Annotated in this window: 24 protein-coding genes and 1 riboswitch; of the genes, 13 read left to right on the plus strand and 11 right to left on the minus strand. The window is 59.0% G+C overall.

Annotation, left to right across the window (positions count from 1 at the left end; all coding sequences use genetic code 11):
- Nucleotides 1-322 precede the first annotated feature (322 nt).
- Nucleotides 323-646: an MATE family efflux transporter gene (locus ACOYW2_RS13695; protein ID WP_482770778.1), complete on the plus strand. Its 324-nt coding sequence runs from the start codon at nt 323-325 to the stop codon at nt 644-646.
- An 11-nt stretch (nt 647-657) separates the two neighbouring features.
- On the plus strand, nt 658-1,668 hold the full coding sequence (locus ACOYW2_RS13700) for an MATE family efflux transporter (RefSeq protein WP_482771026.1): 1,011 nt from the start codon (nt 658-660) through the stop codon (nt 1,666-1,668).
- Here the strand turns inward: ACOYW2_RS13700 and ACOYW2_RS13705 are convergent.
- From ACOYW2_RS13705 to pbpC, 5 genes are all read right to left on the minus strand, one after another.
- The gene (locus ACOYW2_RS13705) at nt 1,631-2,677 is read right to left on the minus strand and encodes a CehA/McbA family metallohydrolase (protein ID WP_482770779.1); all 1,047 of its coding nucleotides are present in this window, start codon (nt 2,675-2,677) and stop codon (nt 1,631-1,633) included. The two genes, ACOYW2_RS13700 and ACOYW2_RS13705, sit on opposite strands and share 38 nt — an antisense overlap.
- A 43-nt stretch (nt 2,678-2,720) precedes the next feature.
- Nucleotides 2,721-2,984: a hypothetical protein gene (locus ACOYW2_RS13710; RefSeq protein WP_482770780.1), complete on the minus strand. Its 264-nt coding sequence runs from the start codon at nt 2,982-2,984 to the stop codon at nt 2,721-2,723.
- Nucleotides 2,950-4,167 carry an alkaline phosphatase gene (locus tag ACOYW2_RS13715; RefSeq protein WP_482770781.1) on the minus strand — a complete coding sequence of 406 codons (1,218 nt, stop codon included), beginning with the start codon at nt 4,165-4,167 and terminating at the stop codon, nt 2,950-2,952. The genes ACOYW2_RS13710 and ACOYW2_RS13715 overlap by 35 nt, the downstream gene beginning before the upstream one ends.
- A 126-nt stretch (nt 4,168-4,293) precedes the next feature.
- Nucleotides 4,294-4,554 (minus strand): hypothetical protein, encoded by a 261-nt coding sequence (locus ACOYW2_RS13720; RefSeq protein ID WP_482770782.1) that lies wholly within the window; start codon nt 4,552-4,554, stop codon nt 4,294-4,296.
- Nucleotides 4,551-6,656, minus strand: a complete 2,106-nt coding sequence (gene pbpC / locus ACOYW2_RS13725; protein WP_482770783.1) for a penicillin-binding protein 1C — start codon at nt 6,654-6,656, stop codon at nt 4,551-4,553. The genes ACOYW2_RS13720 and pbpC overlap by 4 nt, the downstream gene beginning before the upstream one ends.
- Before the next feature lie 334 nt (nt 6,657-6,990).
- Nucleotides 6,991-7,089: riboswitch (purine riboswitch) on the plus strand.
- 112 nt (nt 7,090-7,201) lie between these two features.
- Here pbpC and ACOYW2_RS13730 point away from each other — a divergent pair.
- On the plus strand, nt 7,202-8,251 hold the full coding sequence (locus ACOYW2_RS13730; RefSeq protein WP_482770784.1) for a hypothetical protein: 1,050 nt from the start codon (nt 7,202-7,204) through the stop codon (nt 8,249-8,251).
- A 278-nt stretch (nt 8,252-8,529) separates the two neighbouring features.
- Nucleotides 8,530-9,075: a phosphoribosyltransferase family protein gene (locus ACOYW2_RS13735; protein ID WP_482770785.1), complete on the plus strand. Its 546-nt coding sequence runs from the start codon at nt 8,530-8,532 to the stop codon at nt 9,073-9,075.
- A 72-nt stretch (nt 9,076-9,147) separates the two neighbouring features.
- Here ACOYW2_RS13735 and ACOYW2_RS13740 read toward each other — a convergent pair whose 3' ends face one another.
- Entirely contained in the window at nt 9,148-9,630 is a 483-nt protein-coding gene (locus ACOYW2_RS13740) for a hypothetical protein (protein ID WP_482770786.1), read from the minus strand.
- Between the two features lie 125 nt (nt 9,631-9,755).
- Nucleotides 9,756-10,505: a DUF4197 domain-containing protein gene (locus tag ACOYW2_RS13745; protein WP_482770787.1), complete on the minus strand. Its 750-nt coding sequence runs from the start codon at nt 10,503-10,505 to the stop codon at nt 9,756-9,758.
- Between the two features lie 656 nt (nt 10,506-11,161).
- On the opposite strand from ACOYW2_RS13745, the gene ACOYW2_RS13750 reads away from it, so the two are divergent.
- The 9 genes from ACOYW2_RS13750 to ACOYW2_RS13790 all read left to right on the plus strand — a co-directional run bounded on the left by ACOYW2_RS13750 (nt 11,162) and on the right by ACOYW2_RS13790 (nt 20,868).
- Nucleotides 11,162-11,818, plus strand: a complete 657-nt coding sequence (locus ACOYW2_RS13750; RefSeq protein WP_482423394.1) for a DUF6064 family protein — start codon at nt 11,162-11,164, stop codon at nt 11,816-11,818.
- The gene (locus tag ACOYW2_RS13755) at nt 11,805-12,758 is read left to right on the plus strand and encodes a hypothetical protein (protein WP_482770788.1); all 954 of its coding nucleotides are present in this window, start codon (nt 11,805-11,807) and stop codon (nt 12,756-12,758) included. The genes ACOYW2_RS13750 and ACOYW2_RS13755 overlap by 14 nt, the downstream gene beginning before the upstream one ends.
- Before the next feature lie 31 nt (nt 12,759-12,789).
- Nucleotides 12,790-14,103 (plus strand): FAD-dependent oxidoreductase, encoded by a 1,314-nt coding sequence (locus tag ACOYW2_RS13760; protein ID WP_482770789.1) that lies wholly within the window; start codon nt 12,790-12,792, stop codon nt 14,101-14,103.
- A gap of 83 nt (nt 14,104-14,186) precedes the next feature.
- Nucleotides 14,187-15,329: a hypothetical protein gene (locus tag ACOYW2_RS13765; RefSeq protein WP_482770790.1), complete on the plus strand. Its 1,143-nt coding sequence runs from the start codon at nt 14,187-14,189 to the stop codon at nt 15,327-15,329.
- 5 nt (nt 15,330-15,334) lie between these two features.
- On the plus strand, nt 15,335-17,410 hold the full coding sequence (locus ACOYW2_RS13770; RefSeq protein ID WP_482771027.1) for a TonB-dependent receptor: 2,076 nt from the start codon (nt 15,335-15,337) through the stop codon (nt 17,408-17,410).
- Between the two features lies 1 nt (nt 17,411).
- Nucleotides 17,412-18,449, plus strand: coding sequence for a methyltransferase domain-containing protein (locus ACOYW2_RS13775; RefSeq protein WP_482770791.1), 1,038 nt, complete (start codon nt 17,412-17,414; stop codon nt 18,447-18,449).
- A gap of 3 nt (nt 18,450-18,452) precedes the next feature.
- Complete coding sequence (locus tag ACOYW2_RS13780; protein WP_482770792.1) at nt 18,453-19,472, plus strand: ABC transporter substrate-binding protein; 1,020 nt, start codon at nt 18,453-18,455, stop codon at nt 19,470-19,472.
- Nucleotides 19,469-20,236, plus strand: a complete 768-nt coding sequence (locus ACOYW2_RS13785) for an ABC transporter permease (RefSeq protein WP_180142006.1) — start codon at nt 19,469-19,471, stop codon at nt 20,234-20,236. Before ACOYW2_RS13780 ends, ACOYW2_RS13785 begins: the two co-directional genes overlap by 4 nt.
- Nucleotides 20,233-20,868, plus strand: coding sequence for an ABC transporter ATP-binding protein (locus ACOYW2_RS13790; RefSeq protein WP_482415856.1), 636 nt, complete (start codon nt 20,233-20,235; stop codon nt 20,866-20,868). The genes ACOYW2_RS13785 and ACOYW2_RS13790 overlap by 4 nt, the downstream gene beginning before the upstream one ends.
- 351 nt (nt 20,869-21,219) lie before the next feature.
- On the opposite strand, the gene tsaA is transcribed toward ACOYW2_RS13790, so the two are convergent.
- The 4 genes from tsaA to ACOYW2_RS13810 all read right to left on the minus strand — a co-directional run bounded on the left by tsaA (nt 21,220) and on the right by ACOYW2_RS13810 (nt 25,222).
- Nucleotides 21,220-21,792: a tRNA (N6-threonylcarbamoyladenosine(37)-N6)-methyltransferase TrmO gene (gene tsaA / locus ACOYW2_RS13795; RefSeq protein WP_482770793.1), complete on the minus strand. Its 573-nt coding sequence runs from the start codon at nt 21,790-21,792 to the stop codon at nt 21,220-21,222.
- A gap of 202 nt (nt 21,793-21,994) precedes the next feature.
- The gene (locus ACOYW2_RS13800) at nt 21,995-22,348 is read right to left on the minus strand and encodes a hypothetical protein (RefSeq protein ID WP_180142010.1); all 354 of its coding nucleotides are present in this window, start codon (nt 22,346-22,348) and stop codon (nt 21,995-21,997) included.
- Between the two features lie 17 nt (nt 22,349-22,365).
- Nucleotides 22,366-24,765, minus strand: coding sequence for a pilus assembly protein (locus ACOYW2_RS13805; protein ID WP_482770794.1), 2,400 nt, complete (start codon nt 24,763-24,765; stop codon nt 22,366-22,368).
- A gap of 163 nt (nt 24,766-24,928) precedes the next feature.
- On the minus strand, nt 24,929-25,222 hold the full coding sequence (locus ACOYW2_RS13810) for a hypothetical protein (protein ID WP_482770795.1): 294 nt from the start codon (nt 25,220-25,222) through the stop codon (nt 24,929-24,931).
- Nucleotides 25,223-25,280 lie beyond the last annotated feature (58 nt).

Consider the following 25,280-nt stretch of genomic DNA (forward strand, 5'->3'; position numbering starts at 1 on the left):
GAAGGTTTGCCAGCGACAAAATCCAAGGAGATATCCGAATTGAGCTCTGAACGCCAAGGCCACAGTCTTTTTTCGCGACCACGACCCTCCCCCCCAGACAAACACCGTTCAGCCCCCCATCTCCGCGACAGAAAGATACCCCGCGTACGCCCACATAAGCAAAAGCCCCTGTGGACGGGGCTTTCCGGCAAGGGTATACAGAGAGAACATAAACAAACCAGTTCACCCCGACACATGCGTTCACCGCATATCCCTGCCTGTAAAGGCCCTCTCATCGCAGAAAAAACCGGTGTTTCAACCAACAAAAACCAAGGCCCGAGCCATGTATCGTCTTTACTCAAAAATTCTGGTGCTCTCCGCCCCCACCATCTTCGGCCTGATCATCCAGGCCATGTACCAGGTCCTCAATGCGTATTTCGTGGGATTTCTGGGGGTATCCGAGCTGGCAACCGTGAACCTCACCTACCCCCTGACCTTTGTGCTCATCGCATTGGGCCAGAGCATCGGCATCGGCACGGCGGCCATCACCTCACGAAGCATCGGGCGAAATGACCTTGCCCACGCAGATGTAGCCGCTGCCAACGGGCTGATGCTGGGGGTTTCTGGCCGGAGGGGTCTACCTTGGGGTGATATTCTGGAAATTTGACCTTGTGGCCCGTGTCATGGGAACCGTCCCCGGAGTTTGGCCTGTTTTACAGGTACGGCAGGCTCATCCTGACGGCCTTCCTCCTGGTGCTTGCCAACACCATCTTCGGCTTCATCGCGCGAAGCCAGGGGGGCACCCTGTTTTCCATGGTGACGTTGATCATTGCCTTTGCCCTCAACGCCCTCTTCGACCCGATATTCATTTTCTGGATGGACCTGGGCATCCGCGGAGCAGCCTGTGCCACCTTGCTTGCCCAGATCCCCGCGGTGGGAGCATACATCTGGTATTTTTCGAGCAAAAAAAGCCGAATCCGGATTCGCCCAGCCCTCCGGGCCGTAAACCGCCGCATCTTCGCAACCATCCTGAGCATCGGTATCCCCACCTTCATGGCTTTTGTGATCAATGTCCTGGCAGTGGTCCTGGTCAACCGACAGGCCGCCGTTTTCGGAGCAGAGGCCGTGGCGGGGGTCGGCATCGCCCTGAGACTCTACACGGTATCCACTCTGCCCGTCATGGGCCTTGCCAACGGCGCCCAGTCATTGATCGGGGCCTGTGTGGTGGACACAGACCCCGCAAAAATCAAAGACCTTCTCTCCGCCCTGATCAAAATAGGTACGGGATACGGAACCTTTGCATCCCTTCTCTTTTTGATCTTTTCCAGGCCCATCGCGGCCCTCTTTTCAACGGAGGCTGCCGTAACAACGATTCTGTCCGGCTCCCTTGCCCTCTACATGGGCTTTTTCGCCATGGTCCCGGTTCAACTCATCGCCATGATCTTCGAGCAGTCCAAGGGCAACGGCAGGCTTGCCATGTATGTCTCTTTCGCCCGCCAGGGCATCTACCTCATCCCGTTGCTGCTGGTCCTGCCCGGATGGCTCGGCATTAACGGGATCGCCGCCAGCCAGCTCTTCTCGGACCTCACGGCAGGCTTGTCCTGTGTGCTGCTCCTGCGGCGGCAGGTGTTCGCCGCCACGGATGCAACACCTACCGGGCCGGAAAGTTCACATAGATGGGGTTGGTGACCGCCTTCACCCGGCCGTAGAGCAGGCGCTGAAAAAGAAGAAGGTCGGGGGTTCCCATGAGTTCGGCGCGGTAGTAGGTCCTGCCCCTTGAAGCCGGGGTATCGGTAAAGGTCACACGGGTTGCGCCCCCGCTGACAATCCAGGCCCTGTGGGGAATACCGTTTTTCAGAACGCCCACAAGGTAGGTGTCTTTTCCGGCCAAAAGCCCCAGCAGCGAGGGAAGGTCCACCTCCCCTGCCACGAGCTTCACCAGGTTCTCGGCCGTGAGTTCTTTGACCCTTGGCACGGCAAACCAGCCCGGCGGGGCCGGGTTGCGGATATCGATCTGAAAGGAGAGCTCCCGGCCCGGTGCCTGGACCAGATTGTCCCCCATGATGGTTTCGAAGTGTCCGTCGCCGTCCCGGTCGGCCACCAGGTCCAGGCGCTCGGCGTCCGGGGCGTAGCTCAGGGAGACATGGCCGTTTTTCAGGCTGCGAAGGATGGCGTCTCCCGACTTCTCTTGGGCGTAAACCCAGGTGGTGGGGTTTCCGTGGCCGAAGAGGGCCGCCTCGATCTTTGCAAAGGGGTCGGAGGCGTACTCGGCAAGTTTGTGGGTGTCCGAGCCCCCCACACCGGTCATGCGGCGCCCTTTAAGGAGTTCGGCATCCCAGAACGGGTGGCTGGACCAGCCGTTGAGGTTGGGGATGCGGTACATGCTGTTCCAGATCTCGATGGTGTCCACGGCGTTGTCCACATCATACTCCCAAGGACAGCAGAAGATGGCCGAAGGGTGGTTGATGGAGAAAAGAGCATCCCCGTCATGGGCCCCGTACACCGCGGCCACGGCATCCTCGTCGGTGTTGGCGTGCCAGAGGGGCGTGTAGTCAAAGGGCGCTGCGGCCCATGCATTGGCGTGGCCCTTGCCGGTGGTCCACTCCACGCCGTAGAGGAGCACGGTCTCCTCGGAGATGTAATCCGGGTCATCCCAATGGGTGGGCATAACCGGGCCGGGGTCTTCGGGATCAAACATGTTCGAATCGTGCTCGGTGAGGGCAAAAAAATGGTGTTTGTTCTCAACGCTCTCCAGAACCGCGGCAGCCCGTTGGCATTGCCGTCGCTGTGCGGGTCATGCAGATCCCCTTAAACCACTGCCCCGTGCCGTTGGTGCCCTCATCCTCCCCCTCCAGCCAGCGGCTCATGAGGAGAAACAGATCGGTGTTGTCAATCAAGTCGCCGGAGAATCCCGGATCGAACCCGGAGAAGAGATCCGCAAAATAGGCGTCCGTGCCGCCCACCAGGCCATCAAGGAACAGCCCGGCATCGGTGCCCTTCACCATGACAGGGAACAGGTGGCCTATGCTGGGTGTCGGCGTGGAAAACCATGGTCGGCAGGTTGCCCGCACCGTTGTCCCCCACCGGGACAAAGGCCCTCTCTTCCGCCCCCCAGAGGTAACCGCACTCATGGTCGGCGGTGACGATGAGCAGGGTTTCGTCCCAGTTGCTGTTCTCCTCCACCCAGGCCACCACCTCGACCACGGCCGCGTTAAAGGCGGTCTGTTCTTCGATCATGCGGCCCTTTTCATTGCTGTGGTTGGCCCAGTCCACGGCCCCGCCCTCCACCATGAGGAAAAAGCCGTCCGGGTCGTTGGACAAAGCCCGAAGCGCCCCCAGGGCCATATTCGAAAGGCTGGGAACGGAAGGATTCCGGTTGCTTTGGTCCACCACCTGGGGATCGCCGGAGCGCCCTTGCTGAAGGGTGGTGGCGGCCTTGGCCAGCCCGAACACCTTGCCCGCAGAAAGGGAGCCCTGGGCCAGGGCTTCAAAATCAGATTTGTCATCCATGAAGGCCCAGGAACGCCCGTCCTTGGCCCGGGCCCCGTCCGCATCGGTAAGATCTGCGTAGACCGCTTCCCCGCCCACGTACGCGTAGTCCCAGTCATGGGACTTCAGGTTCCCGTTGTTGTCGTACATGGGGTGGCCCGCCCCCATGATCACGTCGAGTTCGCTGCCGTAGATCATCTGGGCCGCGATCTCTTCGTAGTTGTTGCGGGAGATGTTGTGGGCCACCATGCCCGCCGGTGTGGCGTGGCTCACCTCCACGGAGGTCACCACCCCTGTGGCCAGGCCCTGGGTGGAGGCGGTCTCCACGATGTTTTTTACATCGATGAAAAGAGGGGATTTTCCCAGCATGCCGGGGTAGGTCTTGACCCCTGTGGCCATGGCCGTGGCAGCCGCCGCGGAATCCGTGGAGTTTAAAAGATGAGAGCCGAACAGCCGCCAGCCCAGGTCGGGCTCGTAGGTGCCCAGGGCACTGTAGGTGGTCATGGCGTACTTGGTCTCAAAGGACTCGTACACGGCCCGGTTGCCGTTGTAAAAATCCGTTGCCATGACGGTGCCGATGCCCTGACCATCGCTGATCATCAGGATAACATGTTTTGCAGCCGAGGCCGGTGGGATAAAAAGCCCGATCATGAAACACGCAATACACAAAAAACAGCCCTGCTTTCCAAGGATTTTCATGGTTCCTCCTGAAACATACGGGTTGTTGTTTGACAGCTGCCTTTCTTTACCTGCCCGGTGTTAAGGCTGGGTTACATGAAAGTCATATCTTCATTTGTGTTGTGTTTTTCCCATGGAATATCCGGGTTATTGCACCACCACGGAGAGGTCCGCGTATTGTCCCGAGGCGTCCATCACCGTCAGGGTGTGCCTGCCCGGAGTGGAAAAGGTGATGCGGGCCGCTGCGCCCGGGCGGCTTCGGGAGACCCAGGTGTGATCGACCATCCAGTGCAGAGGGCCGCTGCCGCCTGTGGCACAGAGCTCCACGGTGAGGGGGCGTCCGGGTTTCAAGGGGTCTTTGAAAACAGCACCGTCCCTGGCACCGTGGATGATGATGGGCGCGCTCAAAGGGGCTTCCCCCTCAAGGCAGGAGAGATCGGGATCGGGGCACCGGCTGCGATCCCGGATCCATGGGGGAAGAAAGGCCAGGGCTCCTGCAGGCCACCTGGCAATGGTGCGGGTGGGAATGTGCCGGGTAGGATGTGCCGGCGATCCAGGCAGGGCCCGTAGAGCCCCTTTCCTGTGTCCGGATTCACGGAGACGATCAAGGGATTGGGGGCCATGAGCACCTCGTCCTGGCAGGGGCCAAAGGTCGGGGGAATGGTGTCGTTGAGGACCCAGGCCGTACGCTTGACATGGCAGTGGCCAGGCTCGGTGTCCGACGACAAAATGCCCAGGGGCCAGCAAACGGATTCCCGGGACACACTCTCGGGCATGGAAGCCCCCCTGGGGGCTGCCGAGGGAAGCCGGTCGGCCACCTGAAAAAGGACAGGAACAGCCGTAACAGCGCCATAGTGACCGGGAAGAGGCGTGCCGTCCGGGCGTCCCACCCAGACACCCAGGGTATGGGACTCGGTCATCCCCACGGCCCAGGCATCTCGGAATCCGTAGCTCGTCCCGGTTTTCCAGGCCAGCTTACGGCCTCGCCGCATGCCGAACCGCCCCCTTCTGTTCCGCGTTCGCTCTGGTGTTTCCAAAACGTGACGGACAATCCAGGCCGCCCCTTCCGAGAGCACCTGGGTCTCCTGGCTGCCGGCAAGTGCGAGCCCCTCGGGGTAGATGGCCCTGCCCCCCCGGCCAAAGGCCGAGTACCCTGCCACCAGCTCTTCCAGGGTGGTACCCACCCCGCCCAATACCATGGAGAGGTTGGGCCCCCCGCCAGGGGGATAACGCAAATGGATGCCCGCCTGGCGCAGTAGGCTGTCGAAACGAGCCGGCCCCACACGATGGAGAAGCTCCACGGCGGGTACGTTCAGGGACCGCACCAGGGCCTCGGAGGCCGACACCGGCCCTGCAAAATGGCGGGTAAAGTTCAAAGGGGTGTACCCGCCGATGGACAGGGGGCTGTCCATGAGCAGGCTTTCAGAATGGATCAGGCCGTCGTCAAGGGCCATGGCGTACAGAAACGGCTTGAGGGTGGACCCCGGAGACCGAACAGCCCGTACCATGTCCACATGACCGAAGCGCTCATCGTCAAAAAAATCCATGGAGCCCTTGTACCCCCGTACCAGACCGGTCTCGTTTTCCACCACCAGGAAGGCCAGGGAGGTCCCGGAGGGCAGTTCGCCCTTCAAGTTGGCCGCAAGGTCTCTCAACCCGGCCTGAAGGCAGGGATCGATGGGGGTTCGGATCACGCCCTGTCCGGGGAAGGCGCGCCTCAGGCGACGGGCCAGAAGCGGCGCCCGAAACGGAGGGTTCCATGGATGAACGGCCAGGGGTTCTTCCCGGGCTTCGTCCCCCTGCCAGGCTTCCCAGCGCCCGAACCCCACCAGACGCCCGACCACCTTGTTACGGGCCGCCACAGCCCGGTCCGGATGAAGATCGGGCCGGTAACGGGACGGAGCCTGGGGCAACACCGCAAGCAGGGCTGCCTCGGCGTGGGTCAACTCTGCGGCGGGCTTGCCCAGGTAGGTCAGGCACGCGGCCTGCACCCCTTCCACGGTGCCGCCAAAGGGGGCATGGTTCAGGTACAAAGTAAGAATCTCTTCTTTGGTGAGGCGTCGCTCCAACTGAAGGGCGCGAAGCATCTGACCGATCTTGCCCAAAACGGTCCGTCGGTGGGGATGAAAGATCCGGGCCACCTGCATGGTGAGTGTGGAGCCCCCCGAGACAATGCGCCCGTGCCGGAGGGCATCGGCAAGGGCCCGGCCCATGGCCAGTGGATTGACGCCGGGGTGGAGGTAAAACCAACGATCCTCGTATGCCAGCAGAGCCTCAATATAGAGGGGAGAGACCTCGTCCGGGGTCACCGGGTACCGCCAGATCCCCCGGGCATCGGGAAACACCCGCAAGGGATTCCCCTCCCGGTCCACCACCGTCACGGCCATGCCCTCCCCGGGCGCCGGAATATCGGGCGGAAAGGCCAGGTCCAGGCAGACCACCAGCGCCACCGCGCAACCCAGCACAGCAAGCCCCCACTTTCCCTTGATGATCCCAAGCACACGTGACATGGGTTGCCCTTTCCTTATGGAATCTTCACCATAAATTCCATGGGCGACGGGCCCTGCCCGCCGCCGCCATTGCCGTCAGCCTCCCTTGGCAGGGACCCAACCCGTTGGATTCGCCTTCATGGGTCCCCTGGATCCCGGCCTTGCCTTCCCAAACCGATAATCAATGAACATTTCTCAACAGCCAGGCCATCCTTCTTTTCTATTTTGTTGGCCGGTCTTGGTTCCATAAACAACATCCAAATTCATAACGAATGGCATGGTTCCCTGTAGCATCACAGCCATTTCAAAATATAGTAATCCCCATTGTATTCCTTGAAAGGCTCTGCTATCCACACTCTTTCACAACCAACCACCCCATATAATCCTGATGACATGGGTCAGGAGTCTCTACCGGAAGGCCGTCCATCCGACTATGGGAGTGCAAGAAAAACCGCAGGTCTCCCTGTTGTCCCGGGTGATCTGTTTCCGTATTTCTGCGCCCTCGCGAGACCCCTTGTTCGGCATGTATTTCAGGAGCATGACAACCGCATAAGGAGTCTCTTAAAATGGAATATGTCAAAGATATCCTGGCCGCTTTGAGCGTCATTCTCAACGGCCTCCCCCAGGGCCTGCTCGCCCTCTCCTTCGGCTTTGCCTCCATCCCCACGGCCCTGGCCTTTATCGTGGGTGCCGGAGGCTGCCTTCTCTTCGGCTGCGTGGCCCCTATTTCCTTCCAGGCCGAGACCATCACCCTTGCCGGGACCATGGGCAACAACATGCGGGAACGCCTCTCCATGATCTTCTTTGGTGCAGCGGCCATGGCCACCATCGGCGTGTTCGGCTTTCTGGAGAAAATCGTTACCTTTGTGGGACCTGCCATCACAAACGGCATGATGGCCGGCGTCGGCATCATGCTCGCCCGGGTGGCCTTCGGCATGGCCACCAAGAACAAAGCCGTAGGGTTCAGCTCCATTGCCTCAGGGTTTCTCACGTACATGATGACCAAGGACCTGGTCTACACCATCACCATCTCCGTGGTGCTCTCAAGCGTCGTGGCCCTGTCCCTGAAGCAGAAATCGGACATGAACGCCGTTGAAAAAGAGGGCTTTACCTTTCAAGTGCCCATGATGAACCTCTCCGTGGCCCGGGGTGCACTGGCCATGGTCTGCCTCAACATCGGGGCCAACATCGCCTTCGGCAAGATCACCGGCAACATTGCAGGCGCCAGCGTCAACGTGGACCACCTGGCCATCTTGCGCGGCCCCTCGCCAGGACATGGCGTCTTCCCTGTTCGGCGGCGGCCCGGTGGAGGCCATCATCTCGGCCACGGGCAGCGCCCCCCACCCCGTTTTTTCCGGGGTGCTCATGATGACCCTCATGGCTGTGATCCTCTTTGCCGGGTTTCTTCCCAAGATCGGGAAATACGTGCCCAGCGAATCCATCGCCGGATTCCTCTTTGTGCTGGGAGCCATTGTCACCGTACCCATCAACGCCTCCGCAGCCCTTGGCGGCGGAAACGCCATCGTGGGCGGGGTGACCATGACGGTCACCGCCATCTCCGATCCTTTTCTGGGCATGATGGCGGGCCTCATTGTGAAGTGTATTATCACCGCTGAGTCGGATGCTGCCGATTTTTCATCTGCTCCGGCACGGCCGGCTTATCCAGCGTGCTTCCCGTGCCGTTTATTTTTTTGTAACCATTCATTTGCCTCCGGCGGGTCGCTTTTTTGAAAAAAAGCTCCGCAAAAATGTCGGAATTGTTTCGGCGGAGCCTATGAATGATTACTTGAGACCTGTTTATCAAACTTTTTAAAAGTTTGGCCCCCGGCAGGGCCGCCGGAGGCTTTTTTGACCTGAATAGTTACATTTTTTTAAGCCTTTTTAAGGACATCCCATGAACACAACATACACCCTGGAAGTGGCCGGTGTAACCCGCGAGCTTCCCATCGTCCCCGTCAGCGAGACCCTCAACATCGCAAGCTTTGTGGTTTTGGGCGACACCGAGCTCATCTGCGCTGCAGCGCCCCTTCTTATAGAAAAACTCCCGGAGGTAGACGTCCTTGTCACCGCCGAAGCCAAGGGCATTCCCCTTGTCTTCGAGGTATCGCGTCTCATGGGGATGAAGCGGTTTTTCGTGGCGAGAAAAAGCGTGAAAGCCTACATGGAGAATCCGGTCATCGATGAGGTGCAGTCCATCACCACCACGGGCAAGCAGCTCCTCTGTCTGGACGCCCTGGATGCCGCGGCCATCAAAGGCAAACGCGTGGCCATCATCGACGATGTCATCAGCACAGGGGAATCCATCGAGGCCATCAGCCGCCTCGTGGAGGCAGCAGGGGGCCTCGTCACCGTCAAAGCGGCCATCCTCGCCGAAGGCGATGCCGCATCCCGGGAGGATATCGTCTTCTTGGAAAAACTCCCGTTGTTTCCCGTGGGCTAACCCGGCCGATAAAAAGCCTCCGGACCATGCCGGTAGCGGCGCGTCCGGAGGCTCTCTCCAGAATGGGTCACGTCATGTGCCCATACGCCGGGCAAGGTCCAGGAGTTCCGCCTTCCTGGGGCGATACACCAGCATGGCCACCGCCGACAGGCCCAGGAGCTGGTAAAGGGAAAGGGAATCACCGGCGGTGAGAAACAGCACAAGGCCATAAATGCCGATGCTCTCAAGGAGGGCTGAGGAGAGAATCACGATGACGGCATATCGGGCCACTGCAGGGTGCTGGCCCGATGAAACCGAAGAGGTGCTCCCCCCGGGGTGCCCGAGCATAAACCGGCGCAGCACATGCACCCCGGCAAGGGTGGCTGCGGACATGCCGAACAGCACATAGCGCAGGGTCACCACGGGAAACTCATCTCTGAGGGCCACCGTAAAGGTATCCCCCATAAACAGCCCTACCCCCAGGTACACACCGAGGGAAGCCAGAATGGCCCCCCAAATGATCAGGATCAAGGCAAAACCGGAATCAAGTTTTCTTGTGTGGTCTGTTTCGATCATGCTCACCTGCCTGTTCGGGTTCACGGGAAGAGGTAAAACGCGACTCCGACCATACCACAGGTGAGCACCTCGTTCACCCATGAAACAGACCGACCGAAACAGAAACATCTCACCAGATATCACCATCACTCCCCGAACACCTTTTTCAATAAGGCGGTGGTCTGCTTCATCGGGTCTTTCCTGATTTCAGCCTCTTCCATGGCAATGTAGTGAAACATCCCGTCGATGCCTTTATCCAGGGCATAGTCGGTGAGATCGGCTTTCACATCCGGGACATACGGCATGGATGTGTATTGATCCATCACCTGATCGTAGGCCCGGATGGCGCCGACCTGGGACAGGGTCTCCTCCACCACGGGCTCCACCTCCTCTTTGAGGGAAGGGGTCATTTTCTCCTGAAAGTAGAGGGTCGCTGAATTGTCCGGTCCCTCGTAGATCGCCTTGACATCCTCAAAGGTCATCTGGGCGATGGCATCGAAGAAAAGGGCCTTCGCCTTGGGGGTGGCTGCTTCGGCCGCACGGTTGAGCTTGAGTTCGAGATCGTCGGCCAGGTGCCCCATGTCCGCTTTGTCCAACATGGATTTCACCGCCTGAAGCTCCGTGGGCAAAGGGATATGGATAGCCGGATCCCCGTTGAACCCGTCCACGGTGCCCAAACGGCCCACGACACTCTCGGTGCCCATGCGAAGCGCCTCTTTGAACGCATCGCCGATCTCACCGGTGGATGGTGCGCCCTCAGCCACCTCTGAATTTTCTCCACTGTCTTTCTTAAAGATATTGATCTTATCCAGCCAGGATCCTTCCGCGTCCCCCCAGACCAATGCCCCGAAAACAACGCACAGGGCGACTCCCATGGATATCCGACGTGTTTTCATATGCCATTCCTTTTCATCTTAGGTATCCAGAACCTTCTGCGAATTGACGATACACACCAAATGAGGAACAAAGGCTTTCGCGGCGGGACGACAAAAGAAAAACGGCTAAAAAATCAAGCACACCATGTACCGGTCTCAAGGAATGCGAAAGCCGGTTGCAGCGCTGTTAATATATCACGACCTCCACCCTTTGGAACATGCAAATAAAATGGAAGGTCCTGATTTTTAACAACCTTGACAAAACATCACCAAAGGATTCGCAAATGCATGACAGGATACGATGCACACCGGCCACGACAATGACCTGGACCGGCAGGCATTCTGTTGGCATCGCGAGAAGTCATATGGAAGTTATAAAAATGTTAGGAATGACAAAGTTATGGGTTGACATAAAATTGTACGACGGGTAAATATCCAGACACATCGCTGCCGTCGGGCACGCGAACCTTAACAGCAGCAGATCCTTTGGGTGGATTGCCTGCATGATGAAACAAGATGATCATGTAATCCAGTGCACCTGAGGAGAGCCTGCAATACCTAAGCCTTCCTGAATAAAGTAACAACACCCAGCACATGACCACATCGGGTTCATTATGCTCACCCGCAGCCCCCCTCACCGGTTGCGGAAACCGCCACACCACGCATTCGGAGGAGACGTGAACAAAACTGAGATGTTCTGGACGATTTTGAGGAAATTCAACGAAGACACACTGCCCGTGCAAATCCTTCTTATCCTGCTCTCCCTTTTCGCGCTTTACGGAGTTTTTGCGAAACCGTCAAAAGCATCGGACAAGGGAATGACGGCTTTTCTGGCCGCAGCCTTTGCCTGGAACGGCATCGCCTGTTTCCTTCTCTACTGCGGAAAGAGTCCCATGGCACTCTTTGTGGGAGGGCCCTTGTACCTGGTGATCTCTTTTCTCTTTCTTATCGACCTGCTGGTCACCGGAAAATGTTCCTACCGACTGCCCGATACACCGCTGCACCAAGTCCTTGTCGGAGTGCTTCTGCTTTGTGTCTACCTCTTCCCCTTCGCCGGGATGGCCCTGGGCCATGGATTTGTGGTGCTCCCTATGTTCCCCTGTCCCCTGGCCGGATTCGCCCTCATACTCTTTTCGGCGGCCCCCCGGATGGACAGAGATATCTTCATCCTTCTTCTGGTCTGGGCCTTTGTCAACATCCCGAAATGTTTTGGTCTCTTCGGGTGCTACGAAGAGATCGTCCTGTGCGCTTCGGGGTTTTACAGCCTCTATGTCGTAAAAACCCGCGCCACCACCCGCAAGACAGCCATGGAGCCCCTTCATGAACCCGTTTGAATGCATCGACGCAGGCACGGAGTTCTGCCCCTGCTACCTGGCCGAAGTGGGTGAATGCACGGTCTGCACCCTGCTCCAGGGCAAAGAGGTGTGTGCCTGCAACTGGTCGAAGGTGTGTATTTACCAGAGATACCTGCGTAACGGATCCAAGGCGGTGAAGCGAAAGCAGACCGTGCTCTGCGATATCGCCGACTCACGGCGTATTGAAAACGGGATATACCTGAAAAAAATCGCGGTTTCCCGTGCCATGGCGCGGTCCCTCAACCATCCGGGAAGCTACGTTTTTGTCAGGGGTCTGACGGAACGCTCCTTTTTCGATGCCCCCATGGCCATTGTGGCGTCGGACATCATGGAAGGCACGGTGACCCTGGCCTTCCATGTCACCGGTCCGAAGACGCGGCTTTTGGAACGGAGCCCCATGCGCCTGTTCCTGAGGGGCCCTTACTGGAACGGCCTCCAGGGCAACAGGTCTGTGGAGAGCGTCCGGGACGCCCACTGCCTCGTGGTCACCGGCGGTATGTCCCAGGCCTCGGTCCCCCTTGTGGTCAAACGCCTTCTGGCCCACGGAAACAAGGTGACCCTGCTGGTCAACACGCCCGGCCCGTTTTTTATTTCGGAGTACCTCCCCGAGGATGTGATCGTCCGGAAAGGCCCCCTTCACGGAAGTCAGGGCCAGACCACCATGGGACAGCTGCCGGACAAGGAGTCCATCGCCTTTGCCTTCAGCGCCGGAAGCACGCCCCAGCATGAACTCGTCACTGCTTTTATGGACCGCCACTGTCCCGGGGCAGGCCTTGCGGTCTCCAACAATCATACCTTCTGCTGCGGCGAAGGGATCTGCGGAAGCTGCCTGGTCACCATGGGCGACAAATCCGTAAGGTCCTGCAAGGTGCAGTTCGACCCGAGGCAGGTCGCGGAAGAAGGAACCGCCTGCCCTTGATAATGCACTCAATGAGGAAAGGAATCGTATTATGCCCAAGGTAGTTATCATCGGTGGAGGGTGGGCTGGATGCGCGGCGGCCATCGCCGCCCGGAACGCCGGCGCCGAGGTGGTGCTGTTGGAACGAACAGACCTCCTCCTGGGGTGCGGGCTCGCCGGTGGAATCATGCGGAACAACGGACGGTTCACCGCCGCAGAAGAGCTCAGGTGCTTAGGCGCCCCGGAGCTCATTGATCTCACCGATACCCTCTCCCAACACGTCGGCATTGATTTTCCGGGCCATTGCCATGCCAGTCTCTACGACACGTCCCGAATCGAACCTGCCGTGCGGAAGGCCTTGAAAGACAAAGGCGTTGAGCTTCGCTTCGTGGCCCGCGCCGTGGGGGTCTCCATGGAGGAACCGGATCGTATCCGCTCGGTCTCCCTGGCCGACGGGTCCGTCATCCACGGAGACGTCTTCATCGAGACCACGGGCTCTGCCGGGTCCATGGGAAATTGCGCCCGATACGGAAACGGATGCACCATGTGCGTGCTCCGATGCCCCTCCTTCGGCCCACGGGTCAGCCTCAGCCACATGGCAGGGTGCGAAGAGAGCGTCGGGCTCCGGGACGGTGAGGCCTACGGGTCCTTCAGCGGCTCCTGCGAACTCAACAAAGCTACCCTGAGCCCGGAGATCCGGCAATGCCTGCACGACAAAGGGGTGGTCATCCTTCCCCTTGAGAAACACCTCGTGGATGAGGGAATCCTCAAGCTCAAGGCCTGCAAACAATATGCAATCCCTGAGTTCAAGCAAAACCTCATCCTCCTGGACACCGGATCCCGCGCCAAGATGATGATGCCCTTTTTTCCCCTGGAAAAGCTGCGGAAAATCAAGGGACTTGAACGGGCCATGTACGAATTTTCCGGAGGTGCTTCCAACTCGGTACGCTTCCTGGCACGGACGCACCGGAACAATGCACTGCAGGCCCAGGACGTTTCCAACCTCTTTTGTGCCGGGGAAAAAGCAGGGCTCTTCGTGGGACACACCGAGGCCATGGCAACAGGAAGCCTCGCGGGCTGGAACGGTGTGCAGCAGGCCACGGGCCTCCCGTTGCTCTCCCTGCCCGATGGCCTGGCCATCGGCGATTTGATCCGACACGAAAACCAGGCAAGCACCACCAAGGAAGGGCTCACCGACCGGTACACCTTCTCAGGGGGCAACTACTTCAACCGCATGAAGCGCCTCGACCTTTACACCACCGATCCCAAGGCCGTCGAAGCACGGGTAAAGGCCCACGGCCTCTACCATGTGTTCCTGACGGCCCACGGAAAAAATGAGAAGGCGCTTCACCCCATGCGGGCATAGGCGTCGGCAACTACCCGAACCCAACAGGCACGATCCCGATACACGGGACATAACGAAACCACACATACGTTAAGGATGGACCCATGACTGCACCCACTGAAAAACACCTCGTACGAAAAAGTTTTTTCGGATGCAACTCCGCCCATGGATTTCACTGCTTCTTTGACTTTTTCCACGACCTTACCGACGCAAAAATCACCATCATCAAAGGTGGGCCGGGAACAGGCAAATCAACCTTCCTGAAGCAGATCGCCGATGAGATGCGCAGCCAGGGATTTGCTGTGGAACAGCAGCACTGCTCCCTGGACCCCAACTCCCTGGACGCCATCATCGTCCCGGAGATCAAGGCGGTGGTCACGGCCGCCACCGGCCACCACGTCTTTGACCCCAAGCACCCCGGTGCCGTCGACGAAATCATCAACCTGGGCCGCTACTGGGATGAGGCGGGTATTCGCCCCCACGCAAAGGAGATCATGGCCATCACCGCCGAATCCGACCGATGCTTCGGCAGGGCGTACCGCTTCCTCGCCGCAGCCCACCTCGTTCGCACGAACAGGGCGGGCCTGGCCACGGAACATCAGGATTTTTCCAAGGTCAATGCACTGTATGAGGCCCTTTGTGCAGACCTCTTCACCGGCCACCCCCTGGCCGACACCGTGGGACCGGAAAGACACCTCTTCATGAACTCCATCACCCCGGAGGGCACGGTCAGTTTCATGGATACGGTGATTGGCCCCTCCACTCGCCTGGTGGTCATCCACGGCGCCCCGGGCACCGGAAAATCCACACTGCTGTCGCGGCTTGCCGCAAAGGCCAGGAGCCGGGGCTACAAGGTGGAATACTGCCACCACCCCCTGGACCACCACAGGATCAGCCACCTCATCATCCCCGCCATGGACGTGGTGATCTCAACGGATGCCCTCAGGGGGCTCCCCAAGGAACAGGAGCACGACCTGAATGCCTTCCTGACGCCTGGCATCAGCACGAAACAGGGAGAGATGAAAGGCGATGACCGCGACTACGACGCCATGATTGATGCGGCCATGGAGGCCCTTGTCCGCGCAGGCCATACCCACGGCAAACTGGAGCAATACTACATCCCCCATATGAATTTTAAACAGGTGGACCGCTGCATGGCCGACACCATTGAACAGGTGCTCAGGCATGCCGAAAAGTACCATGCCTTCACCAGGCGATCCCCCAAGAAGGAAAAGGAGTTGTGTTAGTGAAGATGATATCGTATTCAGCCCCTCTCAAACGGGGCGCCCTTGCAGCCTGCCTGGCTGTCCTGTTGGTAACGCCCGCTGTTTTTGCAACCGAAGAGCCCCAGCGCGCCCTGGATGACATGGTCATCACCGCAAGCAAAAGGGAATCCTCCCTGGAGGATTTTGCAGGGAGCATCACCGTCAAAGACGGTCAGTTCATCACGGACCATGAGATCAAGGACCTCTCCGAGCTGACCCTGTTTGTCCCCAACGTCTTCTTTAAAAAGACCACCTCCGGGGACGCCTTTGTCTCCAGAGGTATCTCCACCATCGACACCTCGCTGTTCAGCCCCATGGGCCTTTACATCAACGACGTCGCCTACCCCTTGAGCTTTATGCAGAATCAGCTGCTCACCGACGTAAAACGGGTGGAAGTTCTCAGGGGGCCCCAGGGGACCCTTTACGGCAGGAACAGCGAATCCGGGGTCATCAACGTGGTTCTGGAGGAGCCCGGAGACAAACTGAAGGCAACGGCCAGCCTGTCCGGCGGCAACTACAACACCTGGTGCGGGGAAGCCTCGGTGAGCGGCCCTGTGGTAAAGGACACCCTCTACCTGGGGCTGTCCGTGACAGGCCGTAAATCAGACGGTTTCGTAGAAAATGAAGTCACGGGCAAAGACGACGTGGCCGACGAAGAGACCACCGCAGCCCGGGGAACCCTCCGCTGGACCCCGGGAGAACGCTTCGAGCTTGTGGCCACCCTGGACGGCCTGGACCAGGACAAGGGCGTCAGCACCCTGCGTTTTGAAGACGGTCCCCAGGCCTCGGACAGGCACAAGGTCCGCTCCAGTGAAGAGGACCGCGCCGATGAAGAGGAAGTGGGCGGAGTCATCAAGATGAACTGGCGGGCCGATAATGCCAAATTCACGTCCATCACCAGCAACCGCCAGTTTACACGGGAGTTCACCCACGATTTTGATCGGACCCCGGTTAAACTGGGAACCACCGATTTAGATATCGACCAGGACAACTGGAGCCAGGAATTCCGAGTCGCCTCCGAAGGAGAGGCCCCCCTCTCCTGGGTCATGGGACTTTTCGGGTTCACCGAGGACCTGGACACCACCATGACATTGAACCATGTCTCCCCCGCCATGGCCAAAAACCGAGTGACAGATTCGGAAAACGACGGCTACGCCATCTTCGGACAGGCAACCTACCGGCTTACAGACAAGCTGAAGCTTACCGGCGGCCTGCGAGGGGAGCACGCCACAGCCGAAGGAACACAGACCTACACCAGCATCACGGGGCCCGTGACCTTCGACGAAAAACTCTCCGAAACAGAATGGCTCCCCATGGCCTCGGCCTCCTACGACATTGCCGACAACCTGACGGCCTACGCCACCTGTGCCCGTGGCTGGCTTGCCGGGGGCTTCAACTACTTTTCGGCAAACTCCGAAGAGACCTTCGGCTATGAGCCCGAGTACACCGTAAACTACGAAACAGGCCTTAAGGCCACCTTCTTTGACCGACGACTCAAGGCGGACTTCTCCCTGTTTTACATCGACATCGACGACAAACAGGTCAGGGAAGAAGTGCCTGGGGGAGGCCAAGGCGTCTGGAAATTTTCCAACGCAGGCAAAGCCCACAGCCAGGGTGTTGAACTGGACCTCACCGCCCTGCCCCTGGGCAACCTGGAAGTCTTTGCAGGCGTGGGCATCTCCGACACGGAGATCGATACCTGGCAGGGCACTTCCGGCGGCATGCCCTTCGACTACTCGGGCAACTCCCTGCCCTGGGCCCCTGAATTCACCTGGAACGCCGGGGCGGCCTACTACATGACCAACGGCCTCTACGGCATCGCCGACGTCACAGGCGCGGGCAAGCAGTATTTTGACGCGGCCAACACCCTGAAAGACAACGGGTACGCCCTGGTAAACCTCAAGCTGGGCTACGCCTTTGATCGTTTTGATATCTCCGTCTACTGCAAAAACCTCTTGGACGAAGAGTACGCCACCAAAAAAGTCAAAAACATGCAGGGATTCACCATGGTGGAAGACGGCGATCCACTCACCTTTGGGCTGACACTCAACTGGAGGCTTTAATATGACACCCCTGTTCGACATCAACGGCAAAAACCCCATGACACCGATCTTCGAAGCCCTCCAGGGGCCTGTGCGCATGGCCATCCTCAAGGCAGCCGTGGAGATGGGCATGGCCGACATCCTGGCCAGGGTCTCGACCCCCGAGGAGATCGCAGCGGCCCTGCCCGGCGAGACGGACCTCGGGAACCTCACCCACTTTCTGGACAGTATGGCGGGCATCGGCCTGGCCGTGAAGCACCAGGGCAACTACCTCAACTCGCCCTTTGCCGAGACCTCCCTGCGCACGGAAAGCCCGGTCTACTTGGGAGATATGGTTCTCAACCTGTCCCGCATGCAGCACCGGAACATTGGCAAAATCGAAGCGCTGGTTCAAGGCGGCCCCCCACCTGTGAAAAAAGAGGACCGCCTCGCAGACGAGAGCAAGTGGCAGGCATCGGTCAAACACCTGGCACCCTACCAACGGGCAGGCATTGCCGCCCTTGCCGCCGATACCATCGATGCCCTTCCCGAGTGCACGTCTGCCACAAAGATCATGGACATCGGGTGTGGCCCCGGCCTCATGTGCATGGAGGTCCTCAAACGCCATCCTGCCATGGAAGGGGTTCTCTGCGACCTGCCGGCCATCATCGGCCTGGCGGAAAAAGAGGTGGCAAAAGAGGGAATGGAATCACGGATTTCGTACATCAAGGGTGACTACAACACCACGGACTTCGGCACCGGCTACGATATCATCTGGGCCAGCCACAACCTCTACTACGTCAAAGAGGCCTCTGACTTTTTCTCCCGCCTCCACACGGCCTTAAACGACGGCGGGGTTTTCGTGAGTCTCCACGAAGGCACCACCGGCGAAGGCACGGCACCGGAGCATGTGGTGCTCTCAAGGCTGTCCCTGGCCCTGGAAGGCCAGAACTATGTCTTTCAAAAAGGGGAGATCGCCGATCACCTTCGCCGAGCGGGATTTCATTCGGTGGAGACCTCCCCCCTCACCCTTCCCGTGGGCGAGGTGGAGTTGACCATCGCCCGGAAACAGAAAGGATAAATAATGACCCACGCTGTACGCACCCCGGGGAGACCCGGGGTGTTTCTAACCCGTGTCATGATGATTGTGCTGGCCCTCTGTTGTGCGGCAGCCGCACGGCCGCTAAACAGCCAGGCCGCCGAAGGCCCTGTCGTAAGGCTCTCCGGCCCGCCTGTGGCCGAAAGCCTCCCCTTTGCCATGATGTCCGGCATGACCTTTGACGACCCGGCCATGACCATCGAATTCACCCCCTGGCACTCCCCGGACCAGATCCGGGCCATGATCGCCGGGGGACAGGTGGACGGTGCCATTGTTACCACGGCATCTGCTTCCCTTTTTTACCACAAGGGAGTCCACGCCAAACTGGCCGCCCTTTTTGAGACACCCCTGTGGATCGTCTCCACGGCGGAGGCCTCAGAAACAGGCCTGGAAGATCTCAGCGGAACCATTCTCTTCCCCTTCGGCCACAAGGAGATGCCCGAGCTCCTCTTTAACGCCCTTCTGGGGCAAGGGGCCCCGAAAATCAAACGCCACCACACAGGTGGCGCCCTGGAGGCGGTGAACCTGCTGCTCCTTGGCAAAGGGCACCATGCACTGCTGGCCGAGCCTGCGGCCACCCTGGCGGTCATGCGATCCAAAGAGATGGCCGACAAAGGTGCGCCCCTCCTTGAAAGGCACCTGGACTTAAGGACGCTCTGGAAAAAAAAGTTTGACGGCAAGCCCCTTTATGTCAGCGGCTTTGCCCTCTTTGGCAACACCCTGGACAACCCCGCCATGGTGCGCCGGATCCTGGAGGAGTACCGCAGGGGCGTCGAGAGCATCACGGCCAACCCGGAACAGGCCCTGGCCATGGCGGAAAACAGCTTTCCGGCCCTGGTGGCCCAGTCAAAAGACGGGACCCTTCCCGGGGTGGACATCCGTGTAACCAGCGAGACACAGGCCTTTTCCGACACCCTCTTCTTCCTTGATCAACTCTCCAGACAGGCGCCCAGGGCCACGGGGGGCGACCTTCCGGGGGAAGACTTTTTTCTGGTGACGCAATGATGGGAACCATCCACGGCACCACAGCCCGCCTGCTCCTCCGCATCTCCGGCATCCTTCTGCTCGTCCTGGCCTGGGAGATTGTGGCGCGCCACTACTCGGGCCTGGTGGTGGCCTCACCCCTGGAGACCCTTTCTGCGGCAGCCAGGCTGCTGAGCGACCCGACCTTTATCCTCCGGCACTTTGCCGTGAGCCTGAAGCGGGTGGGCCTGGCCCTGGTGTTCGGGCTTCTTGTCGGCGGGAGCCTGGGCCTCCTGGCCGGGTTCTTCGACCCCTTCAGGCTGATGATCGAACCCCTCAGGTGGATGCTCATGACCATCCCGGGGGTGGTCATCGTGGTGGTCTTCATGCTCTGGTTCGGCATGGGCAACCTCATGGTCATCAGCATCACGGCCTGCACCATCGCACCGGTGGTCTATGTCAACGTCTCCCAGGCCATGAGTTCGGTGGACAGGTCCCTTCTGGAGATGGCCGAGATCTACCGGTTTCCCCTGTCCATGAAACTGAGGCGCATCTATGCCATGACCGTGGCCGGCCCCTTCTTTTCGGCGGCGGTCATTGCCGTGGGCAACGGGATCCGGGTGGTGGTTCTGGCCGAGGTACTCGGGGCCAACAACGGCCTCGGCCACTGCCTGGCCATCTCCCGGACAAACCTCGACACGCCGGAGCTCTACGCCCTGGCCCTGATCAGCATGTCCATTGTCGGGGGGATCGAATTCTTCCTGCTGAAACCGTTAAAAGAGAAATACCTGTGGAGGGAATCATGAAACCGGCCGTTGAACTCATTGATGTGACCATGTCCTTCAAGAACCGGGAGGTGTTGCGTCGCCTCAACCTGACCATAACGGAGGGGCAGCGCATGGCCGTAACCGGGCCCAGCGGGGCCGGAAAATCAACCATCCTGAAGATCATCGCAGGGCTTGTCACCCCGACCTCCGGCAGGGTGGTCCGCCACACCTGCAAAACTGGCTACGTCTTTCAGGAACCCCGCCTCCTGCCCTGGAACACGGCCCTGGAAAACGTCACCCTGCCCCTTATCGCCAGGGGAGAAAAAAAGAAAGAGGCCCAGAAGGCCGGAATGAGCTGCCTGGCCGACATGGGCCTTACAGGGTTCGAGCACAGCTACCCCAACCAGCTTTCAGGGGGCATGAAGCAGCGTGTCTCCATTGCCCGTGCCCTGGCCATCGAACCGGACCTCCTCCTCCTGGATGAACCCTTTACCGGCCTGGACCCGGACCTGCGGGACTCCATCTGCGAGCACCTGGAGGAGGCCCTCTCCAAAAAAACCACCACCGTCATCCACGTCACCCACGACGTGGAAAACATGATCCACACCGCCGACAGCCTCTACACCCTCACCGCACCGGATACCCTTGAGCAACTGCCCCTGGCAGGTTAACGAGGGGAATAAAACAGGCCTCCGGCGGCCAGGAGATAAATCCCCTGGACCCCAGATTGCGAATGCTTTCCCCCCCTCGTTCCTCGGGGTGAAAGCATTCGCGCAAATTTTCATTACATGTAACTCTTCAGCTCCAAAAATTGCATCCGGCGGCCCTGCCGGGGGCCAACCTTTTACCCGATTTAATGACTTGGGTTTGACACACAGGTCTTACGAATGACGAGGGCTGGCCGAAAGCTTCTGGCGAGCCGATTGTTTCAACATAACGGCCATTCAACCGGAATGTTTTTGCGGAGCTTTTTTCAAAAAGCGACCCGCGGGAACGCGACGATAATCACAAACCACGTCTCTCTACCCGTCCACCTCTTCCAAAAGCCGACACATCCAGCCCGCCATCTCCACCCCTTCCGGGCGGTAGTAATGGGTCATGTAGGGTTTTATGTCGATGATGGGGCTGCCGTCCACGGCTTCCAGGCCCCGCACCTTCAAGACGTTGCCCTTACGGGACACAAGGGGCACCGCGGTCACCAGGACCGGGTTCGGCCGTGCCGGGCTGCACGTTGAAAAGACGCCTTTCAGGGGAACGTCTTTTCGCCCCATGGGATGAACCTGAAGGACGGAGCGCCCCTCGTCCGGGACCAGGTGGGGCCAGTAGAGAACGAGGATATGGGAAAACTCCTCAATGCCTTCCAGGATGCCGTCAAATCGATCGTCGATGACGATCTCTGAAACGAGCTCGGAAATCTTTTTCACACGGGCCCTGACATCCTCATCGCCTTTTTTCAGTTCAATGCCGTCTTTCCTGGCCTTAAGCTCCGGGTTGGTCAGGCTGCTTCGGACAACCCAGCGTAGAGACACATCTCCCGGGTTGTGCTGGTCTCTGTCGCCATGGTCTCTTCCTTCCCATCCGTTTCGTAGAAACATGCCCGGATGTCGGCTCGGATCATTTAACTCTCAAAATAGCTCACAAGTTATCTTCAACTACCCATACCACTGGAAAAAAGAAAGAGGCAACACACAAAAAAACGGGCCACCCCTTCGTCCACCGTGTTCGGTGGCGCAGGGTGGCCCGTACTCGAAAAGACATTCAAAGCCGACGTGCCGTTTCACCTTCAGGACGATACGTTTACGGGTCTCGTTTCCTGATGGTCACCGCCATGATGGTTCGGTCCTCCAGGATCACGCCCTTGGCGTACACCCGGTCACGGGGCTTGATAAGGCAGGCATTTTTCAAAGGATTCCCACTGGCATCCAGGCAGGTGGTCCGGACCCTGTTGCCGTCATAGACCGCAGACCCAACGTAAAAACGGGTCTCACCCACCACCACCCAGGTACAGTCCCCAGCCACCTCCAGGACCCGGGCCTGCATCTCGATAAAGTCAAAGACGTCGTACTCCTCCTCGCTCAGCATCTCTCCGGCCCAGGCAGCCGTTCCCATCGCCCACACCATGCACACAACGGCCAGAATGAATCGTTTCATCGTCTCGTCCTCCTAACCTAACGGGTCTGCTTCCAGTAAAAGTATTCCACCCGATCGTTTTCGGGCAAATCCCAGCTCTTGGCCCCGACGTAGATCTTGCGGTTCTTGATGATGGGCACGGCAATGGGCAGGTCAGCAGGCAGAATCGTCGACCGCACCTTGCCTGAAGAGGAGTTGCCCCAATCCGTCACAGGCGTGGCATCAAGCATGCTCACGGCATACAGGCGACCGGTCCCGCGGGCGCCGGTGCCTCCGCACGGATCGTCAATGGGCGCTGCAATCCCCGTTACCACAGGGGTATAGGTGGTGAAGTAGACCACCCCCGAATCCACCAGGGCCTGGGAGACGACCTTCTCCCCCGGGTTGGGCAGGTTCATGTACCACCCCTTCTTGGCCTTGAGGGCTTCGTCGTAGGAACCAGTGGGGTCCGAGACATCCAGAAGGTCGTTGGCGGGGGTCAGGTCGGTATCCAGCCAGTAGTTATACACGCCGTAGAACCGATTGGACTCGGTGGTGTCCAGGGGGTCGGCCCGGTTGCCGGTGCCGAAGTAGAGCACCTCCACGCTGCCCTCAATGTCCGAGGCCACGGGCGCGTAGAAGATCTTGCCCAGGCCGCTGCGGAACAGGCGGTTCTTGTACGACCAGGTACCAGCCGGTGCCACCTCTTCGGCCTTTTGGTCTGCTCCGGTACCGGTGATGGCCACGTCGTCGGCAAGGACGAAGACCTGGCCGGCCATGTCCCCGGCGTAGATGCGGGTGGTGATGCCGTCGGCGTTGTGGTCCACGGCAGCGACATCAACGATGCTGTGGGTCATGCTGCTCCAGTTCCCGGCATGGACCTTAACGGGGGTAAGGGCCCCGGAGGAAGCGACCACGGCAAACAGGGCACGCCCCACACTGTCCGTGGAGGCAGGCGCATCCAGATCCTGCTGGTTGTCGTAGCCCCCGGGAAGGATAAACACGTCCGCCGTGGTATCTGCGGACACCTTAATGGTTCGCACCTCGGGGGTCCCCCACGATTGCCCCAATACCTCGGCCCCGGCACCAAGGTGTGTTTCTTCAATGTCGTACTTCCACCTCGGGGAGTTGTAATCGGTGATGTTCAGGGCGTAATATGTTGAGCCACCCCGCCGCTCGCCCACAAGCACGGTTTCCGGGGTAAAAAGGTCCGTACCCGTGATACGCACCCCGTAGTCCACCCCCGGAGGCCCGTCCACGTAATAGTCGTTGTTGTTGTCCTGGAGCAGGTTGAGGCGATTCAGCTGGCCCGGAGGAACAAAGGCCCAGACCTCCTCGCCGTTGGCGTCGTTGATGCACCGGAACAACCCGTCGTTGGACCCGAAGTAAATCATCGTGGCAGAGGTGGAGTAGTGCACCACCGCGGGCTCGGAGTGGATGATGGAGCCGATGGGCCAGTCGTTGATGCCGTTCAGGACCTCGGTGATGAGGGCCGCATCCACGCCAATGGCGGTGTTGGTCTCCACAAAGCTGTTGCTGGCGTCGGTGAGGGCGTTGCTGGTACCGGTGTAGGTGTAGACGTTGCGGCTGGCCTGGGTCTGGATCCGCTCTCCGGCCCCGCCCTTGGTCACATCCGCTCCGTCCGTACTCAGCTGGGTCCAGTAGGAGAGGCTGTTGTCCTTCATGGTACCGTCGGCATTCACTGCGGCAGCACCCGTGGAATCGAGGATATCCCCCACCGAATCCAGACCGTACTTCTTCAGGTTGCCCAGCCACTCCCCGATCTGAATGGGCTTGAAAAAGGCCAGGTAGATGAAGCCCCCGTCCGCGGTGCGCTTCACCCGGTTCACCGGCACCACTGGGGCCACAAACACCGTGGACTCTTCCACGATGGTGCTGATGATCTGGACAAAGGCCTCCTTGAGGCTGGAGGCGGTGTTGGCTGTATGGTAGCTTCCCCCGCCCAGGATGGCCGTGCGGGAGAGCAGATCATGGTCCAGCTTGAAACCGATGGTGTGGGTGATGATGTTCTGCTTTTCAAAGGAGGTTCCTGCCCCCATGGAGTGCATGTCCGTGTCGTATAAAAATCCGGCCACGTCATCCAGAAAATCGGTACCACTATAACTATAGGGATATTTGACATTTCCGTCGGAATCAAGTTCACGTCCGTCGTTGTTGTAATCCCCGATTTTTTTATTGTCGTAATAGTTGGCCGTGTAAAGAATACTGTTGTCATCCTTGGTCGGCTGCCCGTCGGTGATGATGATAACGTAGTTTTTCTGGCAACTGTGCTGGATGGGACTGGTGTAGGCGACACCGTTGTTGAAATGACTTGTGGCTCCGGCAAAATAGAGCCCGGCCTCTGCCAGGGTCTCCCCCAGAGGCGTCCAGGTTTCGGCTGTCAGCGAGTTAACATGGGAAGATATGGTGCTGTTGGTCGTTCCACACGTATCCATCACGTACCCACCCTGGCTGGAGTGGAATACCATCAACCCGAAACGCACATTCGTGACATCGCTCAAAAGACCTGTCACCACCTCCTTTGCCACAGATAAACGGGACCGGTTTTCCGAAAAGGAGCTACCCTCATAGTTCATGTCATTCCCAGTTAACCATCCTTCTTCAACCACCGCATGACAGGTCCTTTGTGCGCAAATAATCCTTGTCAAAACCGTTTTCTTTCAAATTGTTTTTTACGGGTTCACAAACGATATTGTCCACATGATCCGTCAGCTTTTTCCATTCACCTTTTTTTTTATGGTACACGGCATGGGTCTCGTAAGCGCCACTGTAAACCGTTGCCGAATTATAAGGTTCCGCCGGAACATCTTCCGTGGACATACTCCCGGAATTATCAAACATGATGAGCACATTGGGCTCCAGGGTCACGGGCTGGGTCCCGTAGATGGCCGCCATGTCATCGGCCAGGGCCGGGCTTACCATCAGAAAAGCCATGGCCACCAACCACCATGTG

The sequence above is a fragment of the Desulfoluna sp. CLI2B genome (assembly GCF_056847375.1).